Source organism: Stenotrophomonas sp. SMYL86 (assembly GCF_036320025.1).
GTDB classification, from domain to species: Bacteria; Pseudomonadota; Gammaproteobacteria; order Xanthomonadales; family Xanthomonadaceae; genus Stenotrophomonas; species Stenotrophomonas maltophilia_A.
Genome location: NZ_JAWIRU010000002.1, coordinates 343,155 through 367,131 on the forward strand (window position 1 = coordinate 343,155; position 23,977 = coordinate 367,131).

Genomic DNA, 23,977 nt, shown 5'->3' on the forward strand with positions numbered 1-23,977 from the left:
TCAGTCCCCCGTCTGCGAGTGAGGCGCTTCTACCGCTTTCGACTGCGGCGAATCCTTTTGCCGGAGGAAGATGGTCAGCACCACTAGGGCTAGCACGGCCAAGAACTCGCTTTGCCAGTTCTGCATGGACTCGAACCAGAAGTCGCTGCTGAAGAGGTGATCGAGAAAGGAGGGTGCAGCCAAGCCATCTAGCTGATTCTCGGCGGCTTTTGCCCTCCAGCTTCCCAAGGCGTGTAGGGCAAATGACATCAAGAAGAGGAAGAAAAAGGCAATGGCCAATGAGTGACCGTAAAGGCCCTTCCACAGTCCGCCCTTGCGGACGGGCCAAGGGGTTGCACCCGGCTCAACGCGGGAGTCCTCTTCCGCCGGATCCAAGGGCCGGGATTCAGCGGATCCCGCTTGTCGCAGCCGCACGGTCAGGAGCACATACATGCCCATCTGGAGGAACTCGCTTTCCCAGTTCTCGAACGTGGCGCTGCTGAAGTGGCCCGTGGTGAGGTAGCTCAGAAACGTCAGGGAGGGCAGGCCGTGCTGGGCCAGTTCCTCGTTGTGGACCTGCCAGCCGGTCAATGCTTGTGCCACCAAGAACACGGCCATCAACGCAAAAAGCACGATCGACAGCCCATTGCGACGCCACATGTTGTGCTCCTGAGGGAGAGCGGGCTCGAAGGCCCGTTCCGGGGTTACTTCTTGCTGGCAGCGCTCTGGTTGCCGCCTTGCTCGGCCAGCAACGTGAGCTTTTCATCCGTCGCCTTTTCCTCTTCGAGGGTTTCCAAGAGGTAGGGCAAGGCGTCTTTGTAGCCCAGCTGTTTGGCGAGGGCTGCGATGGTGCCGTAGGAAGCGATTTCGTAGTGCTCGACCTTCTGCGCACCGCCGATCAGGGCCGCATCCCGGACGGGGCCCTTCTCAATCGAGTCAATCACTTCCTTCCCTTCCTCCACCAGGCCTTCCATTGCTGCGCACTTGATGCGCTTGAGGCGGATGCCCAGCACCTCGACGACCTGGTCGATGCGTTCGATCTGCCCTTGCGTCTCTTCCAGGTGGGTCTCGAAAGCCGCTGCCAAGTCGGGATTTTCGGCCGCGCGGGCTAGGCGAGGCAGGGCTTTGGTCAGCTGTTTTTCGGCGCTGTAAATGTCGGAAAGCTCGTGCACGAACAGTTCTTCAGCCGTTTTGATAGCCATGGATGCATCCCAGTGAGGAAGAGGGATCACCATGCGCCGCCCGCCGGCGAAGGGGTGTGAAGGGGCCTGCACGCAAGGTTCTCACGCCCGCTTGGATGAGGGGAGGCGGACAAACACGACACCACCGTAAGCGCCCAAACTGTGCTTCGCGTTCCTTTGCTGTGTCAGGACGGCACGCGGCCCAGGGCATGGTCTGCAAAAGGTATGATGGCCAATCCCACTAAAGGCGTGGTCCCATGCGTTTGAGCAAGCTGGACATCGCCATCGGCCATTTGGAAGCGGCGTGCATGCTGTATCTGGCAGGGCGGCACCCGGCCACCGTGGTGCTTCTGGCCGGCACGGCGGAGGACATGCTTCGGGCACTTCCCCCAGCCAACGACACCCCCACCATTGGTGAGCACATGCTCAACGTGGCCAAGCAGATGAGCGCCCGCCAGGATCTGGCCTACCGTGACATTAAAGAGGACATGGTGGGCCTTCGGAATGCAGTAAAGCACGCTAACCGCGAGGGAGAAAACCACGTGGACTTGTTCCCCGTGGACGAGCACCGCTATCTCTTGGGCGCGTTGCTGAATGCGTTTCGATGCGGGACCGATTTTTCTGCGGCCATGACGGAAGCTTACGTGCGAATCGCGGACGCCGAGTGCTGAACAGCCTTTGATCGCGGTGGGGGCATCCGTCGTTGCGGCGCGGGGCAAGGGTGGGTTTCTTGGCTCCGCCAACGGGCGAGGCACTGAGCCGGGGGCTGAGCCGGGGTTATGCACTCAGCGCTGCATGGCCTGCGAACGCGTTTGGTCTTCACGCCTGCCACAACCCGCCCTCGGCAAGATCTTCGCATGAACACCTCCGATGTTGCTGAAAGTGGCTTGACCATCAAGGTTTACCGAGAGAAAGGCAGTTGCACGCTCAGCCTGGACGATCTTCCCAGCATTACTCCCAGCGACGACGAGCTGCTTTGGGTGGATCTTTGTGGAACGCCGACTCATCAAGTCGAGCAGGTGTGGCGCGTCTTGAAGTTGAACCCAGCATCCCTCCCCAACGCCCCCATCTCCACCAATCCCCGCCTGGAAAAGTTCGCCGACCATTTCATGGCGCGCGTGGTGGCGGTGTTACGCGGTAAAGGGCTGAAGTTCCAGGGCGCGGTGCTGACCGTGCTCGCCGGGCCCAACTTTGTCGTGACCCACCACGACGATGACATTGCTTTCTTGGCCGACCTGCGGGAGCGCGAGCCTGAGAGCGCCCGCGACATCGGCTGCTTGGGCGAGGCGAGCTTCGTCGCTGCATTGTTGGACTGGCATCTCTCCACGTATTTCTCCGCCGTTGCGCTGTTTGAGGTGGAGATCGAACGCTTGGAAAGCCGGATCCTGTCCGACCAGCCCCCGGGCCGTTCGGCCTTGCCCGAGCTCGCCACGCTTCGAGCCGCGGCATCTCGACTGCGACGGATGTTGGCACCGCACCGCGCGGTCTTCGACGGCCTGTCCCGACCAGACTTCGTGCCAGACGGCGCCGAAGACGTGGCGCGGCACCTGCGCGATCTGGACGACCGGTTCGAGCGTGCGTTGGACGTTGTTGAGAACGCCCGAGAGCTGGTTGTGGGGAGCTTCCAGCTGTTCAGCACCCAGACCGAGCTCCAGACCAACGAGCGCATGAAGCTGCTGACCTTCGTAACGGTGGTGACGGGCTTGCTGGCCGTCATTGCGGGTGCCTTGGGCATGAACTTCGATGCAAACTTCTTCGGCATGAAGACCGAAGGGTTCTGGATCGCAGTGGGCATCATGGCTGGGTTGGGCGCGGCTTCCATAGTCGTCGGGCGTCGACGCGGATGGCTGTAGATCACCAATCGATGGTTGCTGGACCGGTTTCCGGTGACGCGGCGGGATAGCGTAGGCAAATCGGGTGTCAGAAAACCGGCGTTCCCCTGACTGATTCAGATCGACCCCGTCGCGCTCGATCGACCATGAAGTAATCTGGAAACGATGGTGGAACGCAGGCAGGGGCCGATGGAAGGGGGAGTGAGGGATGTCCGCTTTGATGCGTTGTGCAGTGTCCTCGACGGGATTCAGGCAAGGCCGGAGCTGATCGAACTGACGCTGGAGTTGGGCCTGTATAACGTGCCCGGTGAAGGCTCGGTGGAGGTGTGGAAAGGCAAGGCGTTGGGGGCTGGCATTGAGATCTTGTTGCTCGCCCCAGTGGACGCTTCAAGCGAATGGGCAATCTCTACCCTGGTCACTGCGGGAGGGCGCGTGGAGCACATTCGGCGACGCCCGTTTCGGAACTGAACCGGAACGCGGCTGCCGCACATCCACTACCGCCGCTTTTCGCCACCTTCGGTGTCAGCAGGGGGGCGGCGTCCCGACTCGTTTGCGCCGACGCCAAGCCAGGACTTGCCCGATCACTGCCGTGAGCAACAGGAGGGCATTGGTCACGACAAACACCGTTGAACCCAAGAGCGCACTGTAGATGGTGAACAAGGTGGACGCGGTCATCTGACCGACGAACAGCCACTTGGAGACGGTCTCGGGGTGCGGCGACTGCCACTGTTTGATCATCTGCCGGACCAGTGTGGCAATCAGGACGGCGGTCGCGGCCCAGCCGAGGACATCGGGATGCATGGTGCTCCGTTGATTGTGTCCGACAGTGGCTCCCACCTTGCCACGGAGGAATCGGTATTGAAGTGAACGAGGGCGTTGGATCACGTGACGCTCGCCCGGCTAAATAGACTGGGCACACAGCGCGTCTGTGAGCCCCGTCGGTGGCTCTGTCGCCTCAGTGCAGTCCTCGTGAACCTCTGGCCACATCTTCGATGAGCAGATTTCCCCGCTCGACGGCGGACTGGCGCACGGAAGCTTCGGTTCGGGAGGCCATGTGAATCGAGAGAACGCCTACCAGCTCTTCATCCTGGATCTTGTCCGCACCAGCTAGAACGACAAGTTGTGCTATGCGTAGGCAGCGCTTGGCTTGGTCGCGCTTTTCAAGCTCCTTTGCTTTGCTTTCTCGCCTTTGCCGCGCCAGCAAGTCTCTCGCTTGTAGTTGGGCGAGTCGCTCGGTCGCGCGGGCAATGCGGTCTTGGTAGTGGTCAATGGCGCTCATAGGGCTCTCCTGCGGATACGTCATCAGTCAAGCAGAGAAACTAGCGTCGTCAAGGTAGCTTTCGTAATCGTTCTACGACGTTTCTGTTGACCCCCTGGGGCCTGAGCTTGGCGACTCAAAGCAAAATGCAAGAGCGCACCTAGGTGTTCCCGGGGGAACACGTGCGCAAAGGGCTTCGCCCCTTGAACCCCAATCGCTTTCAGCGCTTGCGAAAATCGAAAGCCACGGCATAAACGAAGCAACTTCCACCGCTTCGGAGCCTCATGGCCATCTACCACGCCAACGTCAAAACCTTCAGTCGGGCCAAGGGCCACTCATCCATCGCAGCAGCGGCCTACCGTGCCGGCCTCCTGCTCGAGGACGAACGCACCGGGCAGCGCCACGACTATCGCCGACGCGACGGCGTGGTCGAGACGCGGTGCGTCATTCCGGACGGTGCTCCCGATTGGGCCTTGATTCCGGCCGCGCTTTGGACTCAGGCCGAGGCCGCAGAGCGGCGCAAGGACTCGACGATTGCCAGAGAGTTCGAGTTTGCGCTCCCCCACGAGCTCAGTGATGAGCAGCGCTCGGCCCTGGCTGCCGAGGTCACGCGTGCCTTGGTCGACCGTTACGGCTTCGCTGCGCAGGCGAGCATCCATAGCCCAGGAAGCAAGGACGGGTTGAACTGGCATGTGCATGTGTTGGCCACCACCCGGCGCTTGGGGCCCGATGGCTTTACCGACAAGACCAAAGAGTTGGACGGTGGGCCATCGGGCAGGGCGGAAGTGGAGTGGGTCAGGGAACTGGTCGCCCGAATCACCAACGCCCATCTAGAAGCAGCCAGCCTGGACGTTCGTATCGACCACCGCAGCCTGAAGGCTCAGGCCGACGACGCCTTTGCGCGCGGAGACTTGGTCGCGGCCGCCGTGCTGTCGCGGGAGCCGACGCAGCATGTAGGGAAAGACGCCTCTGCCATCGAGAGACGTGGGGGCAGGTCACGACGAGGCGAGGAAAACCGATTCATTGAGGAGGACAACGAAGAGACCTTCAATGAAATGCTCAGGCAGTTTGAGCAAGAGGGCAGGGCAATGGAAACGCCGACCGGCCATACCAGGCAAAAGGCGCGTCGGGAATCGCGCAGGTGCTCGACGGCGACGCTGGCGTTTCAAGATGGCCACATCGAGATGTCGCCGGGTATGGCTCGGGTTGCCAGCGCAGGGCGCCAAGGATCGGAGGTTGAGTCAGGGCCAGCAACCGCAACGCTTGAGTCGATCCGGGCAGAGGTGATTCATCAGGGCACGCAACTGAAGGGTGACCTCGCTGCCCAGGGGCTCCACAACACGTTGAAGGCTGTGCATATGGTGGCCGCGAACCCCGTTGCTTCCGATGAAGGCAAGGAATACCGCTCGCTTCTCAGCCGGCTCCTCGTGGGGCTACGACGCTTTGCTGCGGCCTTGGCGCGCTTCCCTCGCCGTATTGAGGCGGTGCGACGTGCCATTCAACTCAAACACATGGCTGAGCAGTCCTGGGAAGATTTCGTGGCGAACCACGCTGAGCCCGGTCCGTCCTGGTCGAAAGGGGAATGGGAGAAGAGGCGAGGGCGTCGCCTGGCTGCGCTCGAACAACGCACTGCGGAGCTGGCCAAGGCCCAAGCAGCTGCGACACCAGAACAAGAAATGGCATGCGCCCAAGAGCTCGCCGCTCGGGCCGAACATCTAGAAGGGCTCAGTCAGGCATTTCTCCTGAGAGAACCTCCTCGGGTAGAGCCTACAACCGTCAGCCACGTGCCGCGACGGGGGCCTGCCCGTGATACAGCCCCACCGACTCTCCGCCCCAGCACCCCTCGTCCACGGTTCCATTGAACGAAACAAGCCCCGCTTTGCGGGGCTTTGTGTGGCTGTGTTTGGACCCGTCAGTGGAGGGCGGGCCCTGAGCTTCCAACAGAAGGGGGGCTCGACGCTTTGTTCATGCGGTCCCGCCGCCACTGTTCCGTGGCGACGAAGGCGCGGTCCACCAACGCCTCCCGTGTTCGCGCGGCCGCCACGGGCGTGGGTGGCTTGTAATCATAGGTAGGAAGGTTGAGGCCTTGCCACTGCCGAATCAGCTCCGCCGAAGCTTCCAGGGCATACGTGACTTCCTTGGCACATTCACCTGATTCGCGTGGTTGCCGGCCGCACATCAACCCCGTGAGGATTTGGCCGGCAACGAGGAACTGGGGGTTGGACAACATGATTGCTCCTTTGAGCTTAGATGGTTCACTCATCAAAGCGCGCGCCACCCCAATAGCAAGAGCCCAGACTGAGGCCCTATTCACAAAAATGAAAGTTCGCGCTCCAGATGAGGTGGGCTGGGGGTTCTGACGCAGAGGGAGCCGCTTGGAAAGGCGGTGGATGCAGGCCCATGAGACCGGCTATCATCGAGGAAACATCGAAAGGAAACCTGTCAGTCAGGCTTCCTGCAATGGTGAGAAGGGGTTGGACCGAAGTTGATCCGATCCCACTCTCTCCGCCAAATTTTTATGCAAGTCATTGATTTTGATATATAAAATCATTCGACTCTAAATCGGGTATGCCAGCTGGTATGCCATCCCCGCTTGGGTGTACATGGACGAGTCTGGACGCCATCTCTTGCCTGACAGAGGCGGTGCTCGTTCGGAGATCGGGGTATCGCCCCCAGGGCGGTGTTGCCCACACTCGCTGGCGCCTTCTTATCTTCCTCCGCCGGGCCGTTCCTGAAACAGTGGGGCGTGCGATTGCTGCCCACGGCTGTGGAAGCAAAGAGGCCAGGGCCAACGATCAGCGCCGAGGCAGACTGCCCAGACTTGCCTGCTCAGCTTCAGCTGTGCCCGCTGCTGTGCAGCTCCCATAGTTTGTGAAGGGCTAGCGTGGTTGGATCGTTGGAACTGCCAGGGCCGCGTATGCGAATGCCTTTGGTCGCTTGTGAAGGCCCATAGGAAGGCCCTCTCAGGCATGACTGGTCGCGCAAACGAACCGCTGGTGCAGGATCTGATGCGCACGGTGATCACCGTTACCCTCCGTTCGCTCAATGAAGACGGAGACATCTATCGCGAGGGGGCTCGCGCATATGCATCCGCTAACCGGGTAACTCAAAGGTTCCCGCTCGCGATCCCGAGCGATGCATTTCCCTTAATTGCGTAAGCTCAAATCACAGGGGTGTTGGTTCACCTCGTCTGCCCAAAAGATCACTACGGAGCTGCAGATGGAGGTCTGCTTTGACAGGAAAGAGCTGGAAAGGACCGACTTTGTCCAGTGCTGTCTCTTCACCGGAGCGATTCCTGCCAAGCTCACGGAAGAGCGCGTGATTCCAAAGTGGATGCTCTCCGCTAACTGTTTGAATGACAAGCGCATTGAGATGGGATCGCGCACCGCATTGGCTAGGATGAAGGAGTTTCGGGCTGCGGCGGATTTCGTCGAGAACCAGTTCTTTGGAAATGTGGAGAATCGGGTAAAGCAGTGCATCGCGAGTACCGACGAAATTCACCTTTGGCACAAAAAGATCTCTGCGGGTCTTACCCTTGCGCACTGGCGGCTGGCTCGCAACACGAATAATCCTCGCGCTCCAAGTGAGCTGGATGAGGCTGCGCTTCCCATCGTCCTGAGAGATTTCCAGAGCGACTATGCGGCGTTCAAGCAGGGAAGCTACCACCGCACGGGGTCAACCATCAGTCTTAAGTCGCCGCTGCCAGATGGGTGGCTGGCACACGTTGTCGGTGGCCTGAAGCAAGACGCAGGTGCCGTCTTCCATCATCGACCTTATGCGCTGGTTGCTACGTCGATCCGTGGCGTTCTCCATGTTTCGATACTTCACGATTCTGCGAGGGAGTTTGAGGCGAGGTACGCATCTGAGGATTGGGCTATTGCTCTGGCAACCTGCAACAGTTCGCCGCGCATGCACGCTGCTCTTGCAGCAATGCTGACAGACTTAGTGGACAAATGGCTTCGCGAAATGAATGGTGGAAGCCTGCCCGAGTCTATGTTTCCGATGATTGCGTATCAGCTTGGCATTGAGCTTAGAGGTGATGGAACTTGGGGAGTACGTCAAGCCTGATGCCGACCTCTCGGGTTCTACCCCGATATCACGGACGGTTCTAAAAGAGCTGCAACCTTCTGATCCTGCTTGGCGACCCTTCGCTGTAGTTGGCAAGCGGCCGATGCGCCGCACAAGGATGCCCCTCAGCTATCACAGCGCAAGCATGACGCTATCGCCCCCTCGTCCGCTGGAGCCCTGTACCTCGCGCACTCTTACGTTCAAAAGTTGGTTACAGCCAACGCAGTCCAGCGGCACGGCCTCACGGGTTAAAGATGGAAGCGGGGTGTCAATTGCGTCGCTACCTTTCATCAAATTCTGCATAGTTGCATTGACTCGCCATCTCCCTTCGCTAGACTGCCGCACCTCATGCGTGTCCATAAGGGCGCCAACCTAGAGTTGTGCGATGCCGTTGAGCTATGTCTTGATCCCGCCTCTGCACTACTCAGTGTGAGGCGGCGTTACATGGAAGGTCTGACCCCAACTCCAGCTTCTGCGGGACTAGCGCGGTGTCGCGAGGTTAGAAGGACGTAAAAACTACAATTGACTGAAGTCCGGAGTGATAAATGTCTACCCCAAGTGCTCACTGCAGATTGGTAGCTAAATACGAGCAGAAGATATTTGGTGGCAAGCCAGAGGTCCGGGAATACCTGGATGAGACGGGGGCTGCGTCAATCGACATGCTGACCTGCCTGGACCCCGTCGACCCGGAGATTGTATCGATCGGAACGATCGGTTTGTCCGAGGTTGCGTTGATTACAGGTTCTGGTGATGAGCTCTTCACGAGAGTTGAGCTATGTGCCGCAGCGCTCGCCTCTGAGGGCTACTGGGTGAATGCCGTTGCGTCAGTCGCGCTCCACATCATAAAGACTAAGAGATCTGTCCTTCCGGGGTGCGTTGTGGATAACATATTTCGTGATTATACTCCAAATCCAAGGATGCCTCACGTTTATCTGGCTGTACCCTTCTTCTGGAATGAAGATCATTTTCCGCAACTTGATATTCCGCCGCTGCAGGTCAACTGGCTTCAATGCATCTCGATCTACGAGGAGGAGCGCTTGTTTATCCAGGAATTCGGCAGCGACGTCTTTGAAGCCCAGCTCGTCGACCAGAATGTGAACATACTGGACATGTCGAGGCAGCAGGTAGCACTGGATTGAGGCGTTGACGCCCTAGCCGAGTCGGCTGGCCGAGAAGGGGCGGCATGATGCGCCCGTCATCTCGATCCGGTGCAGGAATAACGCCAGCAGTGTCGCGAGATGCCACTGTTCCATGGGGTCATCCATCGAAAGTTGACGAGGTCCAGCTGCAGCATGGATGGCTGATCCCCTGGCGGGACCAGGCTCCGGGCATAGTTCTTGATGAAAGTTTGGCCAGGTCGAACATCGCCGCGCTGAGTGCGCAGAAGAATGCACTTACCCGCGACGCCCACCCTTCGGCTTGTTGTGGCACAACGGGTAACTGGAGCACGACCGGAACGCCCCATGCGGCCCACTGCGGTCCACGAACACGCCCACCTTGCACACTGGGCAGCGTTCTTCATTGATGGCCACGCCAGACAGGCTTGTTATTTCCACTGCCCCGTCCTTCACCAGCTCATCCAGGAACGGCGAACGCTTCCCCTGCAGGGTGAACATCGCCACCGACCGTCGCGCCCGCGTCAGCGCGACATAGAACAACCGCCGTTCTTCGCTCAGTGGGTAGGTATCCCCATCTGGCATAGCCAGCGAAAGCACCGGGTCATCCGAGCGCAGGCTCGGGAAGCTGCGGTTGATCATGCCCGGCAGGATCACGTAGTCCGCTTCGCGCCCCTTCGATCGATGTGCGGTCAGGAATTCGACCTCCATCGTGCTGCCGAAGGCTGTCTTCCAATCCGAAGGCATCGCGCTGCGATCGGCGCGGTAGCGCCCCAGGATGAAGACCGTCACGCGTCCGTTGCGCCCTTGCGGCACCGCCCCGGACAACAACTGCTGATGCAGCTTGGCGAGGTACTGGCGAACGCCATCCTGCACCTCCTCACGCCGATTCATCTGGAACGCCTGCAGCACCGGGCCCATGGCCGTTGCAGCTGAGCGAACTGCTTTGGCGATCTGCGCGGGGTTGCGGCTGATGAAGCGGCTGGACACATCGCAGAGCGCCTGTGGGCAGCGGAACGTCTGCTGCAGTTTCAGCACCTGGCCATGGCCCATCCACTCGCGGAATCCGGTCATCACCGAAACGTCGGCCCCGGCGAAGCGGTTGATCGACTGCCAGTCATCGCCCACCGCAAACAGATAGCGGCCGGGGCGGCTGACCAATGCACGGCAGAGGCGTGCGCGGGCGCGCGATGCGTCCTGGAATTCATCGGCCATCACCAGATCGTAAGGCGATTCGTAGCGGCCCTGTTCCAGCAGTCCAGCGGCCATATTGAGCATGTCTTCGAAGTCGATGCCGCGCTCGTCAGCCAGTGCGTTGTCCCAGGCCTGGAAAACCGGCCCGGCGATTTCCAGGAAGCGACGGTGCCGCTCCTTGAACTGGTCTTCGGGCATCTGCCGCAGGCGTGCGGCCATATCGTCCAGCGTCAGGCAGTTGCTCTTGGCGTGGGCAATGAAGGTGCGCATCAAGCCGATCAGGTCCGCATCGGGCATCGGCTTGGCGCCCTGATCGGGCAGCTCGCGGTCCGGGTTCGGGTCGAGCTCGATGTCGCACTCGCCAAGCTTCTCTGCGAGATCCAGCAGGGCATGCCCGCTGCGCAGGCCAAAGGATGTCGTCTCGACAAGGGCCGTGCCGCGCGCCACATGCTGCTGGCGCTTCCAGTGCATCCCTTCGCTGTAGTTGGCAAAGTGCTTCGGCGGCTGGCCATCGGCATCCAGCGCAAAGTGCTCGTGATACAGCTGGGCGTCCGGATAGTAGAAGTCCGGACGATACTGGCGATGGGTGTCTGTCGCAGTGTCGAACTCGTAGCGCCGCTCGTAGTCGTACGTCACGCCGTTATAGAAGAGCCAGTCGGCGATCACGCACTCTTCCAGGCTCTTCACCCGTTCCCCCTGCAGGGTACGGATGTAGGGCGTGCCATCGCGATCGTAGCCATCGGCCTCCATTTCCGCGCCGAATGGCGGCAGGTCACGCCCGAACACCAGGCGGAACATGTCCCACTGGGTGCGGAAGTGGGTCGAGCGATCCTTCAGATCGTCCACCAGTTCGGCCAGCTTGTTGAAGCCCAGCGTGGCGTCAGTGGTCCATTCGGGGATGTCGGGCTTGCGTCCGGTGGCCTTGGCGACGATGGCCAGGCCGAGGGCGTGGAAGGTCCGGGCTTCAACCACGGTGTCGCCCATACCGAGCCGGTCGAAGCATCGCTGCGCGCGCTCTTCAAGCTCCCTGGCGGCATCCTTGTTGAAGGCGAGCATCACCATCCGTTCGGGTTCGACAAAGCCGCGATCAATGGCATAAGCGGCCTTGGCGACCATGGTGGAGGTCTTGCCAGAGCCGGCTGCGGCCACGACCTGCACGCGATTGTCGAAGCATATGACCGCGCGGGCCTGTTCGTCGGTCAGCGGCTTGCTCTCGACCCGGTCCAGGAAATCCTTGGCCAGTACCCGCTCCCGCGTCGCCATGGTCGCATTGGCGTCCCCCCATACGGCGGGCCAATCCAGCTGCCAGTCGTGCAGGGCATCCAATGCGGCACGATGGCTATGGGAGTGCAGGTCGTCGTGCACATCCTCATCAAGGAACAGCCGTTCCAGCTCGGCCGGCGACAAGGGCAGGGTGGGGCGCTCGGCCAGCAGGATGTGCTGCTGTTCGTGGGTGATCCAGCGGCGGCCGGCGGTGCCCCGGTCAGTGAGGGCGTCGGCCTCGGCCAGCCACGATTGGATCTGCTCCAGGATGCCCTCGAAAAGCGCCTTGCGCCCGCGTGTGGTGCGCGCGAAGAGCACCTGGTGGACAGCAGCCGCGAGGCGGGAAGCTTGGCCGTTGGGCAGGCCGTCCACGGACAGCGTTTCGCCGTCCTCGCTCTGCAGCGCAACCCTGGCCCAGAACAGGCCCGGAAGAATCCGCACACGCTGGTCATCATCGATGTGTTGGCGGTACTGCCGGCCTTCAATCAGAAGCTCGACATGCTCGCCATCCAGCCGCAGCCGCCAGTCCGGCGAGCGGGTCACACGCTGGCCCCAGCCCGAGGGGCGCCATTCCATAGACATCCAGATACTGCCTTGCGTACGTCACTGGGCGTAAAGTGCCCTTACAGCCCCATGATAAGGGGGCTTGATCAGGCGCGTGACTGTTGCCGTGTGGTCGGAGTGGGTTAGGCTGTCGCCATGCCGTAGCGGATGGCTCCGACTACTCCGTGGATGGCGCCCCGGGAAGGAATCCAATGCCTGCAGGAATGTTCTCTACATCTGGCCGCAACTGCCTTCTGGCTGTTGTACTGTCTTTGGCAGCACTGCCTGCGGCGGCGCAATCGTCCACCCCATCACTGTTCTGTGGCTTCTGGACTGAGGAAGCGGACGGAACATGGAGTGTGTCCCGGGAGGTGGACGCAGCAACGGGTGCCACGGCATCGCGCGACACCTACGAATGGACGTCAAACAGCACGCCATTCGGCACTGGCATGGCCAGCAGCTGGACCCTGAATTACTACTGGCCACAAGACGCGACGCGCCAGAAGGCTGTTCCAGAGGCTGAGGTCGTAGTGGCCATGGGTTTCCGTTTTGACGCCAAGGAAATCGGCCAGGAGCCGAAGGATCCCGGACACACCTGGATACACCTGTATCGGTCGGAAGATCCGAACAAGCAGTTTTCGGTCTACTCCACCAGCCTGACAGGCAATATGGACTGGAATCGCCTCCGAAACGGAAACCTCGGCGGAAGGGCTTTTCTGTCTTTGGATACGCTGCTGGCTTACGGTACGGGCCTGGAAAAACTGGTGTGGCACATCCGCGGTGCGCCTAACGCTCTGGGTGTGACGGAAAGCTACGCCAAGGGCGTGCTGCCCATCGCGACGATGCGCAGCAAGCTGGCGAGGATTCCGAAGCTACGTGCTGAACTGGACCAGAAAGCGGGGAAGTTCCGCAGCGAATGCAAGCTGCCGATTGAAGTTTCAGAATAGCGCTGCATTGACGCACAGCACGGCATCGGCCCCGCGGCGGCAGCGTGCCACCGCGGGACTGCCTGCCGTCACGCATTCACATCCACAACAATCCGCCCACGCACCTTGCCCGGAATGATCTGGTCGTAGACGTCCAGCACGCCGGCAAGCCCGATCAACTGCACGGTGCTTTCCAGCTTCTGCGGGTCCAGATCGGTGGCAAGACGATCCCAGGCGCGCTGGCGGACGGCCTGCGGCGCATTCACCGAATCCACGCCGGCAAGCGTCACGTTGCGGAGAATGAAGGGCAGCACCGAGCCATGCAGATCATCACTCTGCGCCAGCCCGCAGGCGGCCACTGCGCCACGGTATTTCGTCTCGGCAATGGCGTTGACGAGGGTGGGGCCGCCCGCCACATCGACCACGCCGGCCCAGCGCTCGGCACTCACCGGCCGCTCGCGCGGGGCTGAAAGCTGCGCGCGGTCGATGATCTCGGCGGCGCCCAGGCTGTGCAGATACTCGGCGTGTTCAGGTCGCCCGGTGGCAGCCACTACGCGATAGCCAAGCTTGGACAGGATCGCCACCGCAATCGAGCCGACGCCGCCGTTGGCGCCGGTGACCAGCACATCGCCCTTCCCGGGCGTCACGCCTGCATCTTCCAGTGCCAGCACGCACAGCATGGCGGTATAGCCTGCTGTGCCGATGGCCATGGCGTCGCGGGTGCTCAGGTTGGCGGGAATCCTGTTGAGCCATTCGCCGCGAACACGGGCACGCTGGGCGAGGCCGCCGTGGTGGCTCATGCTGAGATCCCAGCCGTTCAACACCACGCGGTCACCGGGTTGGAAACCGGCATTGCCCGATTCCAGTACAACGCCAGCCAGATCGATGCCAGGGATTAACGGGAACGTCCGGATCACCGGGCGCGTGCCGGTGAGGGCCAGCGCGTCCTTGTAGTTCAGCGTGGAGTACTCGACCTGCACCAGCACGTCGCCATCCATCAGGTTGGCTTCATCGAAATCGACCAGCTCCGTGGAAACGCCGTCGTTGGTCTTGCGGGTCAGCAGTGCCTTGAAACTCATGGTGCGGTCTCACGTTCAGTGGATGAGCCCATGCTAGGCTCGCACCGTTATCGCAACAAGAACGATGATTTTCCGTAGGTACTATGGTTTTCCGGAGTATGCATGCGTAGCAGGCGTTGGGACGGCAAGAGCGGTTGCGCGGTGGAAGTCACGCTGTCGGTGATGGGCGGCGTGTGGAAGCCGATCATTCTGTTTCACCTGATGACAGGCAAGCGACGCTTCATGGAGCTGACGCGGCGTGTGCCCAACGCCACCCAGTCCATGCTGACCAGCCAGCTGCGGGAACTGGAGGCTGACGGCGTGGTGATCCGCCACGTGTACCCGGAAGTGCCACCGAAGGTGGAATACGAACTGTCTGAATTCGGGCGCACGCTGGTGCCGGTACTCCTTGCCATGCGCGAGTGGGGTGAAACCTATCGCGGCCATAAGAGCGAGGACGCCAACAGCTGAAGGATGAAGGGGCCGCGTACGTGCTTTCGCTGCGCGCGCACTTCGGTTTCGCCAACGGCCGCGGTCACCAGTGGGCAGCGTGTGTCTCGATGGACGTGTCGTGTATGGCTGGATAGGGTGTCCAGATAGCGCACGCCAGCCGGGCACGTTTGCTGGCGAAGTGCATCAGTCGATGGATAACCCGCCATGCCGTGACGCTACCGGCGTAAGACCGCGTCAGCGCGGGATTTTCCTACTTCTCAGTGCAGGTTCAGTGCGGCAATCATGCCCGCGCCAAGGCACTCGCCCTGGCCGGGATTGGCGTCCCGAACTTACGTACCACTACCGGTCGTGCTTGCTGCCTCGGCGGCAGCCGCGACAATGCACCGCCTGCCAGTTCATGGCGGACGGTGCGTGGGGATCTCCTGATCCGCCGGCTTTAGTGGTACGTATCCGGCACGCCAACCCGCACCGTCCGCCACCTTGCATCTGCAGGTGGCCACACCGTGAGGTTGTCGCCATGCCTGACCGTACCCCTGACGTTCCCCGCCTGCGCGAGCTGCTCGGCACCGCAGTGCGCGATCTTCCCGCGGCCCTGGCCGAGAAGCTGGAAGGCGCGCTCTGTGAATCTGCGGAGTCCGTCGTGCCCTCAGCGTTCTTCGCGCACCTTCAAGCGCATGGTGGGAATCTGCGCGCCGACGGCCAGCCCTGGACCGAAACCCGGCTCAGCCCAGGCCGAGCCTTCGATCTGGCCCTGGCCACCCGCAGCGCGTCGGGCATCACTGCGCTTACCGCCTTGCTGCATGCCGCGCATGTGGCGCGGGAGAGCGACGATCCCGCGTGCTACCCGTCCGCAGCGCTGGTCGACGGGCTGTTCAACGCCTGCCAGGCCCTGTCGCTGCAGCTGGAATGCTGCCTGGTTCCGTGAAAGACCGCGATGCGGTTCCTGTTCCGTTGACGCCCGCTTGCCTATAGTGGCCCAGGAGCCCTGCAATGGAATGCCCATGCACGTGATGTCCCCCCGCCGTTGTCTGCCGCTGGCACTTGCCATCGCAGTGAGTGCCAGCGCGTGTGCACGGCCGCCGTCCACCGAGAATGAAAGGAATCCCGCCATGTCCGGCGCAACCCAGACCGGCCGCACGATCAACGGCCACACCTATACCGATGCGCCCGTGGACGTGAAGCTCGGGCCGAATACCTTCCGCATTCCGGCCAATTATCTGGACAGCCAGATCGCACCGTGGCCCGGAGAAGGTGTGACCCTGGTCATCGAATGGCCGGACATGAAGCCGACGCCGCCGGGCGCCCGGGCGAACCCACGTACGAATGATTTCCGGAAGGAGATTCCCATTCGGATCAACTACGTTGATCGGGTTCCCGTCGAAACACTGCTCTCAAGGCTGTCGTCAAATGAAGCCATCACGGAGGAGGGCTCTGTGGAAAGGGAGGATCCCAGGGACCGTCTCGATCAACGCGTTGCACAGCCGGAGACCTTGGGTCTGACGCCCTATGCAATCGATGAAGCGAAGATGGTGTTGTACGCGAAGAAGCATGAGGCGCGGTACGGGAAGCCGCCTGTCCGCAATCCGGCCTATGAGAGAGACTGGTACATCGCACGCCAGGGCGATGGCCGGATCAGCTCGTTCATCAAATGTGACGGCGAGGAATTCCGACGCGATGGCGTGCGGTTGGAGGGGGGCGAGGTGATCAGCGAGCCGGGAGAAGTGGCAGCGGGCTGCGTTCACTATTTCGTGGACATCGACAACAGGCTGTCCATCAGCCTGGACTACAAGAGAGCGTTTCTGAAGGACTGGAAGCGTATGGAAGAGGCCGTCAGGGATGTCATCGCGCGCACCCGGTCCAAGTGATCGGTGGTTCAGGGAAGAGAAGGGGTAAGGCATGAGTGGATTGACCGAACACGATCTCAGAATCCTTGGCAGCTATGCCAGAGATGGCAACCGCGAGCTTTACTGGAACTACCTGTCGCAGCTGCCGGGCGCCGATGGGTACGGGACACTGGCGCTGGGTGTTGTACGCAATGACAGCCTGCCGGGGCGCGTAGCGAACAGCTATGCACAGAGCTACGCGAAGACCCAGCAGGAAGAGGGATCCCGTTTCTCGAATGCACAGTTGACCGAGCGGCAATGGGAGTCCTTCGGGCAGACCCTGCTCGAAAGAGATCTTGAACTGCGGCGGCAGTGGATGAACGAACGCCGCCCAGACCTGGCACTGAATCTTCCCGGCAAGGATGTGATGCTGGCCCACGACCGGGCATTTGAACGGCATGAGCTTGATCCCAACTGCTGGACGCCGCGCGTGCTGCTGCAGGCGGCGGAGCAGAAGAGCGGCCCCGAGAAGCTGGAACAGATCTGGACCAACATGCTCAACAACGACTACGCCGGAGGCCCCCGCGTAGGCAACACCAGCGTCGATGCCATCAGCCAGATGGGATGGACGAAGGGCGGCCAGTACCTGACCCGGTTGAGTGTGCTGGAAGCCACCCAGGCCCTGGAAGGGCGCTCGGCGGTCGATCCGAACATCATCGGTGGCAACAGCTATTACGCGATGTACTTCGAAGCGGACAGAAAATGGGCAAGCGTCAATGCGGGCGGCGGTCACATGTCGCTGCGCGAGATCACCGATCCCGCCCGTATCGCTGAACTCAACGACGCGCGCGAGGTTCGTCTGGAACGCCAGGAAAAACGTACCCAGTTCCACCCGGACGACCCGTATCGGACCATTACCCGCAGCCCGCTGACCGCAGCGGTGGACGACGTGCCGGATCCCTCACAGGCGCTGACCCGCCTGGCGGACATCGGCCCAGGCCATCGCGAGTACGCACTGATGCAGCAGGTGCGCGAAGGCGTTGCCGCGATCGATGCCAGCGCCGGGCGCACCCACGATGAGAACAGCGAGCGTCTTGTGGCGAGCGTGATGGCCTTGGCCCGCCGCAACCAGCTTGAACGCGCCGATCACGTGCTGCTGAGCGCCCAGACGGCCGACACTCCCGCAGGGCGGAACGTGTTCGTGGTGCAGGGCGAGATGAACGATCCCGCCCACCTGCGCGTTTCAATGCCCACAGATGTAGCAGTGCATACGCCGGTTGCGCAGTCGTTGCAGCAGATGGAAGCCGCCAGTCTGGAGCGGCAGCAGGCGGTCATGCAGCGCCAGCAGGATATCGAAGTGCAGGCTCGCGAGAGTCACGCGGTGCGGATGGGTTGAAATCGCACCGCTGCAGAGCGATGCCCCATGAAAGGGGCATCGCCGCGTTTACGGGGCCGACTTCGGCTGGCGTGGATCGGCAATGATCCGCGAGGGTGACCCATACAGCACCAGCACCCGCATGCCGGTGCTGAATACCGGATCGGGGCCTTGTACAACTGTCATCAGATTGCCGTTCTCCGTCTGCACCACGTATTCCAGGCCCTTGGCCTGCGAAAGTGCGCGTTCGGAGGCTGCGCCGGCAATCGCGCCTACCACCAGGCCGCCAATGGCACCGATGGCCGCCGCCTGGTCGCTGCCACCGATGGTGGAGCCGGCCACGCCGCCAGCCGCAGCGCCGGCAACGGCACCACCGCCCTGTGAGCCGTCAATACTGACCGCACGGACGCTGATGACCGTGCCGCTGACGGTGCGATTGACCTGTCCCACCGAACCGATGGAGTAGCTGTCCGTGCGCACATTTGGTGCGCATGCGGTCAGCATCACAGCAGCGGATGCGGCCAGCAGCAGGCGCTTCACGGCGCTTCCTGCTTGTTCGGGAACATCGGCTTGGAGATATCCACTGTCTCCAGGGCCTGCAGGAACTGGGCGATGTTGTTCTGGGCCGAGCGGCTGATCGACTCACGGGCACGGATCACGCCTGCGAAGGCGTAGTTGAACGGAACTTCGCCGGACGCGCTGACATCCTGGGTGTAGACGATGCTGCCCGTTGCGCGATCGATCAGCTCGTAGCGGGCGATCGTCTTGGTGGTCATCGATGCACCGAAGCTCGGAATGTCGATCGCCAGGATCTTCACCGACAGGCTCAACTTCACCGGCGCGTCGTCGCGGAACACCGCCATCTTGTTCAGCGCTTCGGTCAACGCGTTCTGCCACATCTGCGGCACTTCGTGCTGGGCCTGCGCGGGGATCTTGCCCTTGGCTTCATCCGGACGTGCCAGCGTGACCGTCAATGACTTCAACTCGCCATCAATCTTCTTGCTGCTGACCCCGACATTCGGGACCGAAAAATTGAGCGGTGGATTGGTGGTGCAACCTACCAGCGACACGGCGATGATCGCTGCGAACAGAAACTTCTTCATCCATTTTCCCCTGTGACTACGTTGAAACATCCATGGCGAATCGTGTGTTCGTCGGCAACGACGATGCTGCACCGCAGCGGCCGCATGAAGGCGTGGCTGACTGCGCGCAAGGATACCTGAATTGGGGCGATCTGCCTGGTACTGTCACCTGGCAGGATTGGTGCTGCGAAGGACGGAAAAGGGTGCCAGGGGCTCAGCACCGGGTCCGCGCGTCGTCGCGCAAATGCGCCGGACGCATTGTGCTACCGATATGGCGGATGGGTATTCTGCGTGCATGCTCGGCTCGGCCGGCCAGCTGGAATGCAGACTGATACCGTGAGGAGCGAGGAGCACCTTTCGAGAAGCACCAATGCCAGCCCCCGCAATGGGGGCCGGCACACATCACGGCAGTGCGTGACTTACGGGATGGTGCAGCCGCTGTTCCGCAGGCAGCGGGCAAAAGCCGGGTAGCACACCTTCTCGCCATTGCCCGCTGCGAGGCAGGCCTCGTACGCGGTGTAGCACGGGGTACAGCGGGACTGCGCGGAGGCACTGCCGATTCCCAGGGTCAGTGCAGCAGCCGCAATAGCAACAGACAGCTTGAATCCAATCTTCATGCTTCACTCCGTTGATAGCCCTCCTTGGGCACCTCGGAGGCTAACGTGGGAAGAGGGTGTATTCAACCCGCACCGCGCCCGGATGGGTATCCATCTTCAGCGCCCCGCCCTGCATTTACTTTGTTGGCGCGTCTGCAGTCTGAGCGGCAACCATGGCCTGTTGCATTTCCTTCAGCGACAGATAGCCATCACCATCGGTGTCCAGGCCCGCGAAGTACTTCGCGATCTCCGGCACCACGTTGGCTTCCTCCTTGCTGATCCTGCCGTCTTTGTTCCTGTCCATCGCGGAAAACGCGGCGTCGATGGAATCGGCCTGCTTGCTGAAACGTTCCTGCTGAAATGTCGCGTACTCGGTCTTGTCGACGCGTCCGTCGTTGTTGGCATCCATGGCGGTGAATGTGGCGTCGATGTAGGCCTGCTTCGGGTCGGCCGGTGAGGCCTGGGCCAGCAACGGGGCAGTGCACAGGGCGATCAATAGAGTGATCCTGGTCATGGGTGATTCTCCTTGAAAATTGCAGGTCAGCGGCAGGGATAGGTGTAGCCGTCGGCGCCGCGATAGGTGTCGTTGCGGCGGTCGTAGTTGCCGTAGCGGTTCATGCAGTAGTCGGCGCGCTCGCGGGTCTCACGCTCACGTTTGGCGGCAGCGGCAATCACGCCGGCCACCACCGCTGCACCTACCACGCCCACCACGACACCGGCGGTCTTGGCATCGTGCCGGCGCTCGCGTTCGCGCTCATGATTCCGCTCACGTTCGCGCCGTTCCCATGCATCGCGCTCCCGATCGCGGTAGTCCTGGTTCCATTGCGGGTTGTAGCGGTCGCCACGCTGCGCATGGGCGTCGCCGGCGTACGGCATCAACACCAGCTGCGCAGCGACCGCCAGAATCAGCGCGGTTCTTCCTGTCTTCAGAAACATCGTCCAGCTCCTGTGCGGACATCGTTGGTAGCCGTAGTACACCCTGCAGACATTGCGCGAACCTGCCGTCAGGGCGAGCAATTGCAGCGGCTATCGAACCAGCGCCTCCACAGGATCCAGCTGTGCGGCACGGCGTGCCGGCAGGAAGCCGAAACCAACGCCGATCAGGCTGGAACACACGAATGCAGCCAGAATCGAATTGACGGAGAACACCAGGCTGAAGCCCGCATCGGCCAGCTCCATCACCGCGCCCAGCGCCAGCGCCACGCCGATGCCGAGCACGCCACCGAGCAGGCAGACCAGCACCGATTCGATCAGGAACTGCTGCAGGATGTCGCTGCGCCGCGCGCCCACCGCCATGCGCACGCCGATCTCGCGGGTTCGTTCGGTCACCGAGACCAGCATGATGTTCATGACCCCGATTCCGCCCACCACCAGTGCGATGGCAGCGATGGAGCTGATCATCATGGTCAGGATGCCAGTGGTCTGTTCAATGGATCTACGGATCTGCGCGTTGTTGCTCATGTAGAAATCGGTGCTGCCGTGGCGGCGAGTCAGCAGTCGCGCGATGGCCTGCTCAGCCGCTTCCATGCTGATCGCATCCGAGACGCGCACGGTGATGCTGGAGACGTGGCTCTGCCCCAGTACGCGCGCCATTGCGGTGGTGTAGGGCAGCCATACCCGAAGCAGCGATGCATCACCGGCCGCACCGGCGTCCTTCTTCACCACACCCACCACGCGCACCGGAACATTGCCCAGCAGCAGGGTCTGCCCGATCGGGTTGTCGGTCGCGGCGAAGAAGCGTGCGCGGGTATTGGCGTCGATCACCACCACCTGCTGGTAGCCGGCCACGCCGGGTGGACCGAAGAAGGCGCCCTCGCCGAGCTTCAGGCCATGAACGCGGAAGTACTGCTCGCTGACGCCCTGCACCTGCACACTGGCAGAGCGGTTGCCGCGCAGGGCGGTGCCGCTGGTGGCAACACCCGGGGTGGCGCTGTCCACGAATGGCTGCCGGGCCAAGGCCACGCTGTCGCCGGGGGTGAGTGTTTCCACCCGCGCCGAGTGCAGGTCGCCAAAACCGGAACCGGGATAGATCTCGATCGTGTTGGTACCCAACGAGGAGATGTTGGACAGGATGGCCTGCCGTGCACCGGTGCCCAGTGCTACCACCGCCACGACCGAAGCAATGCCGATGATGATTCCGAGCATGGTCAGGAAGGTGCGCATGCGGTGGGCGTTCATCGCGCGTAGTGCCATGCGGAAGGCTTCAGCGAAACGGTCCCGCCAGACCTGCCAGCCGCCGCTACCCGCGGATTGGGGCGCGGCTGGCGTCGCCACGCCCGCCGCCAGAGCAGTACCGGTTGCACGATCATCCACGATCCGCCCATCGCGGATTTCGATGATGCGCTGCGCATGCTCGGCCACGGCCATGTCATGCGTGACCAGCACCACGGTATGGCCCTCGGCGTGCAGCTCGCCGAGGATCTTCATCACCTCTTTGCCGGAATGCGTATCCAGCGCACCTGTGGGTTCGTCGGCGAAGATCACCGCGCCACCATTCATCAGCGCACGCGCAATCGAAACGCGTTGCTGCTGGCCGCCCGAGAGCTCGCCAGGGAGATGCTGCATACGCTCGCCCAGACCCAGCCGCGACAGCAGGGTGGCTGCCCGTGCATGGCGTGCTTCGGCAGGCATGCCGGCGTAGATCGCAGGCACCTCCACATTGCTCAGTGCAGTCAGATCGGTGAGCAGGTGATAGCGCTGGAAGATGAAGCCGAAGTGCTCGCGGCGTAGTTCGGCCAGTTCATCAGGCGACATCTGCGCGGTCTCGCGCCCGGCGATCTGATAGACGCCAGCGGAAGGGCGATCCAGGCAACCCAGGATGTTCATCAGCGTGGACTTGCCAGAACCGGATTGGCCTACGATGGCCACCAGTTCACCTGCGTGAACATCCAGGTCGATGCCGTCGAGTACCACCAGTGTCTGCTCGCCTGCGGCAAATTCACGGCGCACGCCGCGAACGCGCAGCAGTGGCTCGGTCATGGTCGTACTCATTTGGGCTGAGCGGGTGCGCTGGTGGCTTCGACGTTGGCCTGCGCCAGCACGACCTGTTCGCCTTCCTTCAGCCCGTCGCGTACTTCCACCTGGATCTGGTCATCCAGCCCGGTGGTGATGCGCCGCGTGCTGGCGCGGCCGTCGGCACCACGGACCTGCACGCTGTAGCTGCCATCGGCGGCGCGCGCCCCCAATGCGGCCGAGGGAATGGTCAGTACGTCGTTGGCGCGGCCCAGCACGATGCGAACCTGCGCGGTCATGTAGCTGCGCAGGCGGCCATCGGCGTTGTCCACGTCGAACTGGCCGTTGTAGTACATGGCCGTGCGGCTGCCACCCGACACCGCCGGTGCGGCGAGGCTGGAACTGTCTTCGTTGGTGATCGATTCTGGTGCTGGTGCTATATCCCGAAGCCTGCTGCTGTAGCGGCGACCGGCATCACCAAGAATGGTGAAGAACGCCTCCTGCCCAACAGCGGTGTGTACGACGTCAGCCTCGGAGATCTCGGCGTATACCGTCATCACGTCCTGATTGCCCAGCATCACGATGGTCGGTGCGCTCTGCACCGCATTCACGGTCTGCCCCTGGCGCGCGACCACGGCCAGTACGGTGCCGTCGGTGGGGGCGGTGATGCGGGTGTACTCGAGATTGGTCTGCGCGACATCGACGTCGGTCTGTCGGCGCGCAACTTCACCGTCCAACGCGGCGATCTGTTCACGGGTGGCGTCGACCTTGGCCTTGGCTGCATCGAAGTCGGCGCGGGCCACCAGTTGCACGGCAGCCAGTTGCTGCTGCCGATGCAGTGTCAATTCGAACTGGCGCAGGTCGGTGGCCAGTGCATCGCGGTTGGCGCGCGCGGTGCGCTGTGCGGCCTGCGCGCTCAGCAATGCATTGCGCTGAGTACGCGAATCGATATCGGCGATGGGATCGCCGGCTTTCACTTTGTCGCCCAGTTTCACATGCAGGGTGTCGATGCGGCCGGAGACCTGCGCACCCACGCTGACCAGTCGCGAGGGCTTCAGCGTGCCAGTGGCTTCCACCACCTGTTCGATGCTGCCGCGAACGACCGGCGCAACCTGCAGTTGCGGAGGTGGTGCGGGCCGCAACCATGCGAACAGAATCAGTGCGCTGAACAGCAGGGCGGTAGAAATCATGAGCGCCCGGCGGCGCTTGCGTGGTGCGGCGCTCATCGGCGCAGCATCCAGTAGAGACAGGTCATCGCGGGTCCTCGCGGCAGAAGAGA

General features: G+C 62.0%; 25 protein-coding genes. 11 read left to right on the forward strand and 14 right to left on the reverse strand.

Annotated features, from left to right (window positions below; genetic code table 11):
• Together V3B64_RS04220 and V3B64_RS04225 are read right to left on the reverse strand one after the other, a co-directional pair.
• Complete coding sequence (locus V3B64_RS04220; RefSeq protein ID WP_329913678.1) at nucleotides 1-639, reverse strand: DUF6766 family protein; 639 nt, start codon at nucleotides 637-639, stop codon at nucleotides 1-3.
• A 44-nt stretch (nucleotides 640-683) separates the two neighbouring features.
• Nucleotides 684-1,181: a ferritin-like domain-containing protein gene (locus V3B64_RS04225; RefSeq protein ID WP_312309201.1), complete on the reverse strand. Its 498-nt coding sequence runs from the start codon at nucleotides 1,179-1,181 to the stop codon at nucleotides 684-686.
• 236 nt (nucleotides 1,182-1,417) lie between these two features.
• Between V3B64_RS04225 and V3B64_RS04230 the strand changes: the two genes are divergently transcribed.
• The 3 genes from V3B64_RS04230 (at nucleotide 1,418) to V3B64_RS04240 (ending at nucleotide 3,460) form a co-directional block, all read left to right on the forward strand.
• Nucleotides 1,418-1,831: a hypothetical protein gene (locus tag V3B64_RS04230; protein ID WP_329913679.1), complete on the forward strand. Its 414-nt coding sequence runs from the start codon at nucleotides 1,418-1,420 to the stop codon at nucleotides 1,829-1,831.
• Nucleotides 1,832-2,017: 186 nt separating this feature from the next.
• The gene (locus tag V3B64_RS04235; RefSeq protein ID WP_329913680.1) at nucleotides 2,018-3,013 is read left to right on the forward strand and encodes a CorA family divalent cation transporter; all 996 of its coding nucleotides are present in this window, start codon (nucleotides 2,018-2,020) and stop codon (nucleotides 3,011-3,013) included.
• 180 nt (nucleotides 3,014-3,193) lie between these two features.
• On the forward strand, nucleotides 3,194-3,460 hold the full coding sequence (locus V3B64_RS04240) for a hypothetical protein (protein ID WP_329913681.1): 267 nt from the start codon (nucleotides 3,194-3,196) through the stop codon (nucleotides 3,458-3,460).
• Nucleotides 3,461-3,514: 54 nt separating this feature from the next.
• Here the strand turns inward: V3B64_RS04240 and V3B64_RS04245 are convergent, their stop codons facing one another.
• Both V3B64_RS04245 and V3B64_RS04250 read right to left on the reverse strand, forming a co-directional pair.
• Nucleotides 3,515-3,793 (reverse strand): hypothetical protein, encoded by a 279-nt coding sequence (locus V3B64_RS04245; protein ID WP_329913682.1) that lies wholly within the window; start codon nucleotides 3,791-3,793, stop codon nucleotides 3,515-3,517.
• Between the two features lie 154 nt (nucleotides 3,794-3,947).
• Entirely contained in the window at nucleotides 3,948-4,271 is a 324-nt protein-coding gene (locus V3B64_RS04250; protein WP_329913683.1) for a hypothetical protein, read from the reverse strand.
• A 263-nt stretch (nucleotides 4,272-4,534) separates the two neighbouring features.
• On the opposite strand from V3B64_RS04250, the gene mobQ reads away from it, so the two are divergent.
• Nucleotides 4,535-6,112, forward strand: a complete 1,578-nt coding sequence (gene mobQ / locus V3B64_RS04255) for a MobQ family relaxase (RefSeq protein ID WP_329913684.1) — start codon at nucleotides 4,535-4,537, stop codon at nucleotides 6,110-6,112.
• A gap of 50 nt (nucleotides 6,113-6,162) precedes the next feature.
• Here the strand turns inward: mobQ and V3B64_RS04260 are convergent, their stop codons facing one another.
• A complete protein-coding gene (locus V3B64_RS04260) occupies nucleotides 6,163-6,480 on the reverse strand; it encodes a hypothetical protein (RefSeq protein WP_329913685.1) in 318 nt (105 codons plus the stop codon).
• A gap of 989 nt (nucleotides 6,481-7,469) precedes the next feature.
• Here V3B64_RS04260 and V3B64_RS04265 point away from each other — a divergent pair.
• Together V3B64_RS04265 and V3B64_RS04270 are read left to right on the forward strand one after the other, a co-directional pair.
• On the forward strand, nucleotides 7,470-8,318 hold the full coding sequence (locus V3B64_RS04265; protein WP_329913686.1) for a hypothetical protein: 849 nt from the start codon (nucleotides 7,470-7,472) through the stop codon (nucleotides 8,316-8,318).
• 545 nt (nucleotides 8,319-8,863) lie between these two features.
• Nucleotides 8,864-9,457 carry a suppressor of fused domain protein gene (locus tag V3B64_RS04270; protein ID WP_329913687.1) on the forward strand — a complete coding sequence of 198 codons (594 nt, stop codon included), beginning with the start codon at nucleotides 8,864-8,866 and terminating at the stop codon, nucleotides 9,455-9,457.
• Between the two features lie 255 nt (nucleotides 9,458-9,712).
• On the opposite strand, the gene V3B64_RS04275 is transcribed toward V3B64_RS04270, so the two are convergent.
• A complete protein-coding gene (locus V3B64_RS04275) occupies nucleotides 9,713-12,466 on the reverse strand; it encodes a UvrD-helicase domain-containing protein (RefSeq protein WP_329913732.1) in 2,754 nt (917 codons plus the stop codon).
• A gap of 179 nt (nucleotides 12,467-12,645) precedes the next feature.
• Here V3B64_RS04275 and V3B64_RS04280 point away from each other — a divergent pair, with 179 nt between their 5' ends.
• Nucleotides 12,646-13,380 (forward strand): hypothetical protein, encoded by a 735-nt coding sequence (locus V3B64_RS04280; protein ID WP_329913688.1) that lies wholly within the window; start codon nucleotides 12,646-12,648, stop codon nucleotides 13,378-13,380.
• A 68-nt stretch (nucleotides 13,381-13,448) separates the two neighbouring features.
• Here the strand turns inward: V3B64_RS04280 and V3B64_RS04285 are convergent, their stop codons facing one another.
• The gene (locus tag V3B64_RS04285) at nucleotides 13,449-14,438 is read right to left on the reverse strand and encodes an MDR family oxidoreductase (protein ID WP_329913689.1); all 990 of its coding nucleotides are present in this window, start codon (nucleotides 14,436-14,438) and stop codon (nucleotides 13,449-13,451) included.
• Nucleotides 14,439-14,540: 102 nt separating this feature from the next.
• Here V3B64_RS04285 and V3B64_RS04290 point away from each other — a divergent pair, with 102 nt between their 5' ends.
• The 4 genes from V3B64_RS04290 (at nucleotide 14,541) to V3B64_RS04305 (ending at nucleotide 18,089) form a co-directional block, all read left to right on the forward strand.
• Nucleotides 14,541-14,888, forward strand: a complete 348-nt coding sequence (locus tag V3B64_RS04290) for a winged helix-turn-helix transcriptional regulator (protein WP_049398249.1) — start codon at nucleotides 14,541-14,543, stop codon at nucleotides 14,886-14,888.
• A 499-nt stretch (nucleotides 14,889-15,387) separates the two neighbouring features.
• A complete protein-coding gene (locus V3B64_RS04295) occupies nucleotides 15,388-15,795 on the forward strand; it encodes a hypothetical protein (RefSeq protein WP_049398248.1) in 408 nt (135 codons plus the stop codon).
• A gap of 76 nt (nucleotides 15,796-15,871) precedes the next feature.
• Nucleotides 15,872-16,735, forward strand: coding sequence for a hypothetical protein (locus V3B64_RS04300; protein ID WP_071227577.1), 864 nt, complete (start codon nucleotides 15,872-15,874; stop codon nucleotides 16,733-16,735).
• Nucleotides 16,736-16,766: 31 nt separating this feature from the next.
• Entirely contained in the window at nucleotides 16,767-18,089 is a 1,323-nt protein-coding gene (locus V3B64_RS04305) for an XVIPCD domain-containing protein (protein WP_329913690.1), read from the forward strand.
• 48 nt (nucleotides 18,090-18,137) lie between these two features.
• Here the strand turns inward: V3B64_RS04305 and V3B64_RS04310 are convergent, their stop codons facing one another.
• The 7 genes from V3B64_RS04310 to V3B64_RS04340 all read right to left on the reverse strand — a co-directional run bounded on the left by V3B64_RS04310 (nucleotide 18,138) and on the right by V3B64_RS04340 (nucleotide 23,924).
• A complete protein-coding gene (locus V3B64_RS04310) occupies nucleotides 18,138-18,608 on the reverse strand; it encodes a hypothetical protein (RefSeq protein ID WP_256200885.1) in 471 nt (156 codons plus the stop codon).
• Nucleotides 18,605-19,171 (reverse strand): UDP-N-acetylglucosamine acyltransferase, encoded by a 567-nt coding sequence (locus tag V3B64_RS04315; RefSeq protein ID WP_071227578.1) that lies wholly within the window; start codon nucleotides 19,169-19,171, stop codon nucleotides 18,605-18,607. Before V3B64_RS04315 ends, V3B64_RS04310 begins: the two co-directional genes overlap by 4 nt.
• 398 nt (nucleotides 19,172-19,569) lie before the next feature.
• Nucleotides 19,570-19,767, reverse strand: coding sequence for a hypothetical protein (locus V3B64_RS04320; protein WP_032128612.1), 198 nt, complete (start codon nucleotides 19,765-19,767; stop codon nucleotides 19,570-19,572).
• A 115-nt stretch (nucleotides 19,768-19,882) separates the two neighbouring features.
• On the reverse strand, nucleotides 19,883-20,260 hold the full coding sequence (locus tag V3B64_RS04325) for an EF-hand domain-containing protein (RefSeq protein ID WP_049463021.1): 378 nt from the start codon (nucleotides 20,258-20,260) through the stop codon (nucleotides 19,883-19,885).
• 26 nt (nucleotides 20,261-20,286) lie between these two features.
• Nucleotides 20,287-20,682 carry a hypothetical protein gene (locus V3B64_RS04330; RefSeq protein WP_049398244.1) on the reverse strand — a complete coding sequence of 132 codons (396 nt, stop codon included), beginning with the start codon at nucleotides 20,680-20,682 and terminating at the stop codon, nucleotides 20,287-20,289.
• Nucleotides 20,683-20,772: 90 nt separating this feature from the next.
• Complete coding sequence (locus V3B64_RS04335) at nucleotides 20,773-22,737, reverse strand: MacB family efflux pump subunit (RefSeq protein ID WP_345786209.1); 1,965 nt, start codon at nucleotides 22,735-22,737, stop codon at nucleotides 20,773-20,775.
• Nucleotides 22,734-23,924 carry an efflux RND transporter periplasmic adaptor subunit gene (locus V3B64_RS04340; RefSeq protein WP_329913692.1) on the reverse strand — a complete coding sequence of 397 codons (1,191 nt, stop codon included), beginning with the start codon at nucleotides 23,922-23,924 and terminating at the stop codon, nucleotides 22,734-22,736. Before V3B64_RS04340 ends, V3B64_RS04335 begins: the two co-directional genes overlap by 4 nt.
• Nucleotides 23,925-23,977 lie beyond the last annotated feature (53 nt).

Excerpts from the sequence above, each read along its gene's own strand:
- V3B64_RS04280 (WP_329913688.1), top strand. The coding sequence starts at position 12,646 with ATGCCTGCAGGAATGTTCTCTACATCTGGCCGCAACTGCCTTCTGGCT.
- V3B64_RS04265 (WP_329913686.1), top strand. The coding sequence starts at position 7,470 with ATGGAGGTCTGCTTTGACAGGAAAGAGCTGGAAAGGACCGACTTTGTC.
- V3B64_RS04260 (WP_329913685.1), bottom strand. The coding sequence starts at position 6,480 with ATGTTGTCCAACCCCCAGTTCCTCGTTGCCGGCCAAATCCTCACGGGG.
- V3B64_RS04285 (WP_329913689.1), bottom strand. The coding sequence starts at position 14,438 with ATGAGTTTCAAGGCACTGCTGACCCGCAAGACCAACGACGGCGTTTCC.
- V3B64_RS04220 (WP_329913678.1), bottom strand. The coding sequence starts at position 639 with ATGTGGCGTCGCAATGGGCTGTCGATCGTGCTTTTTGCGTTGATGGCC.
- V3B64_RS04270 (WP_329913687.1), top strand. The coding sequence starts at position 8,864 with ATGTCTACCCCAAGTGCTCACTGCAGATTGGTAGCTAAATACGAGCAG.
- V3B64_RS04330 (WP_049398244.1), bottom strand. The coding sequence starts at position 20,682 with ATGTTTCTGAAGACAGGAAGAACCGCGCTGATTCTGGCGGTCGCTGCG.
- V3B64_RS04325 (WP_049463021.1), bottom strand. The coding sequence starts at position 20,260 with ATGACCAGGATCACTCTATTGATCGCCCTGTGCACTGCCCCGTTGCTG.
- V3B64_RS04235 (WP_329913680.1), top strand. The coding sequence starts at position 2,018 with ATGAACACCTCCGATGTTGCTGAAAGTGGCTTGACCATCAAGGTTTAC.
- V3B64_RS04290 (WP_049398249.1), top strand. The coding sequence starts at position 14,541 with ATGCGTAGCAGGCGTTGGGACGGCAAGAGCGGTTGCGCGGTGGAAGTC.
- V3B64_RS04295 (WP_049398248.1), top strand. The coding sequence starts at position 15,388 with ATGCCTGACCGTACCCCTGACGTTCCCCGCCTGCGCGAGCTGCTCGGC.
- V3B64_RS04335 (WP_345786209.1), bottom strand. The coding sequence starts at position 22,737 with ATGAGTACGACCATGACCGAGCCACTGCTGCGCGTTCGCGGCGTGCGC.
- V3B64_RS04250 (WP_329913683.1), bottom strand. The coding sequence starts at position 4,271 with ATGAGCGCCATTGACCACTACCAAGACCGCATTGCCCGCGCGACCGAG.
- mobQ (WP_329913684.1), top strand. The coding sequence starts at position 4,535 with ATGGCCATCTACCACGCCAACGTCAAAACCTTCAGTCGGGCCAAGGGC.
- V3B64_RS04300 (WP_071227577.1), top strand. The coding sequence starts at position 15,872 with ATGCACGTGATGTCCCCCCGCCGTTGTCTGCCGCTGGCACTTGCCATC.
- V3B64_RS04245 (WP_329913682.1), bottom strand. The coding sequence starts at position 3,793 with ATGCATCCCGATGTCCTCGGCTGGGCCGCGACCGCCGTCCTGATTGCC.
- V3B64_RS04315 (WP_071227578.1), bottom strand. The coding sequence starts at position 19,171 with ATGAAGAAGTTTCTGTTCGCAGCGATCATCGCCGTGTCGCTGGTAGGT.
- V3B64_RS04320 (WP_032128612.1), bottom strand. The coding sequence starts at position 19,767 with ATGAAGATTGGATTCAAGCTGTCTGTTGCTATTGCGGCTGCTGCACTG.
- V3B64_RS04275 (WP_329913732.1), bottom strand. The coding sequence starts at position 12,466 with ATGGAATGGCGCCCCTCGGGCTGGGGCCAGCGTGTGACCCGCTCGCCG.
- V3B64_RS04230 (WP_329913679.1), top strand. The coding sequence starts at position 1,418 with ATGCGTTTGAGCAAGCTGGACATCGCCATCGGCCATTTGGAAGCGGCG.
- V3B64_RS04305 (WP_329913690.1), top strand. The coding sequence starts at position 16,767 with ATGAGTGGATTGACCGAACACGATCTCAGAATCCTTGGCAGCTATGCC.
- V3B64_RS04225 (WP_312309201.1), bottom strand. The coding sequence starts at position 1,181 with ATGGCTATCAAAACGGCTGAAGAACTGTTCGTGCACGAGCTTTCCGAC.
- V3B64_RS04340 (WP_329913692.1), bottom strand. The coding sequence starts at position 23,924 with ATGAGCGCCGCACCACGCAAGCGCCGCCGGGCGCTCATGATTTCTACC.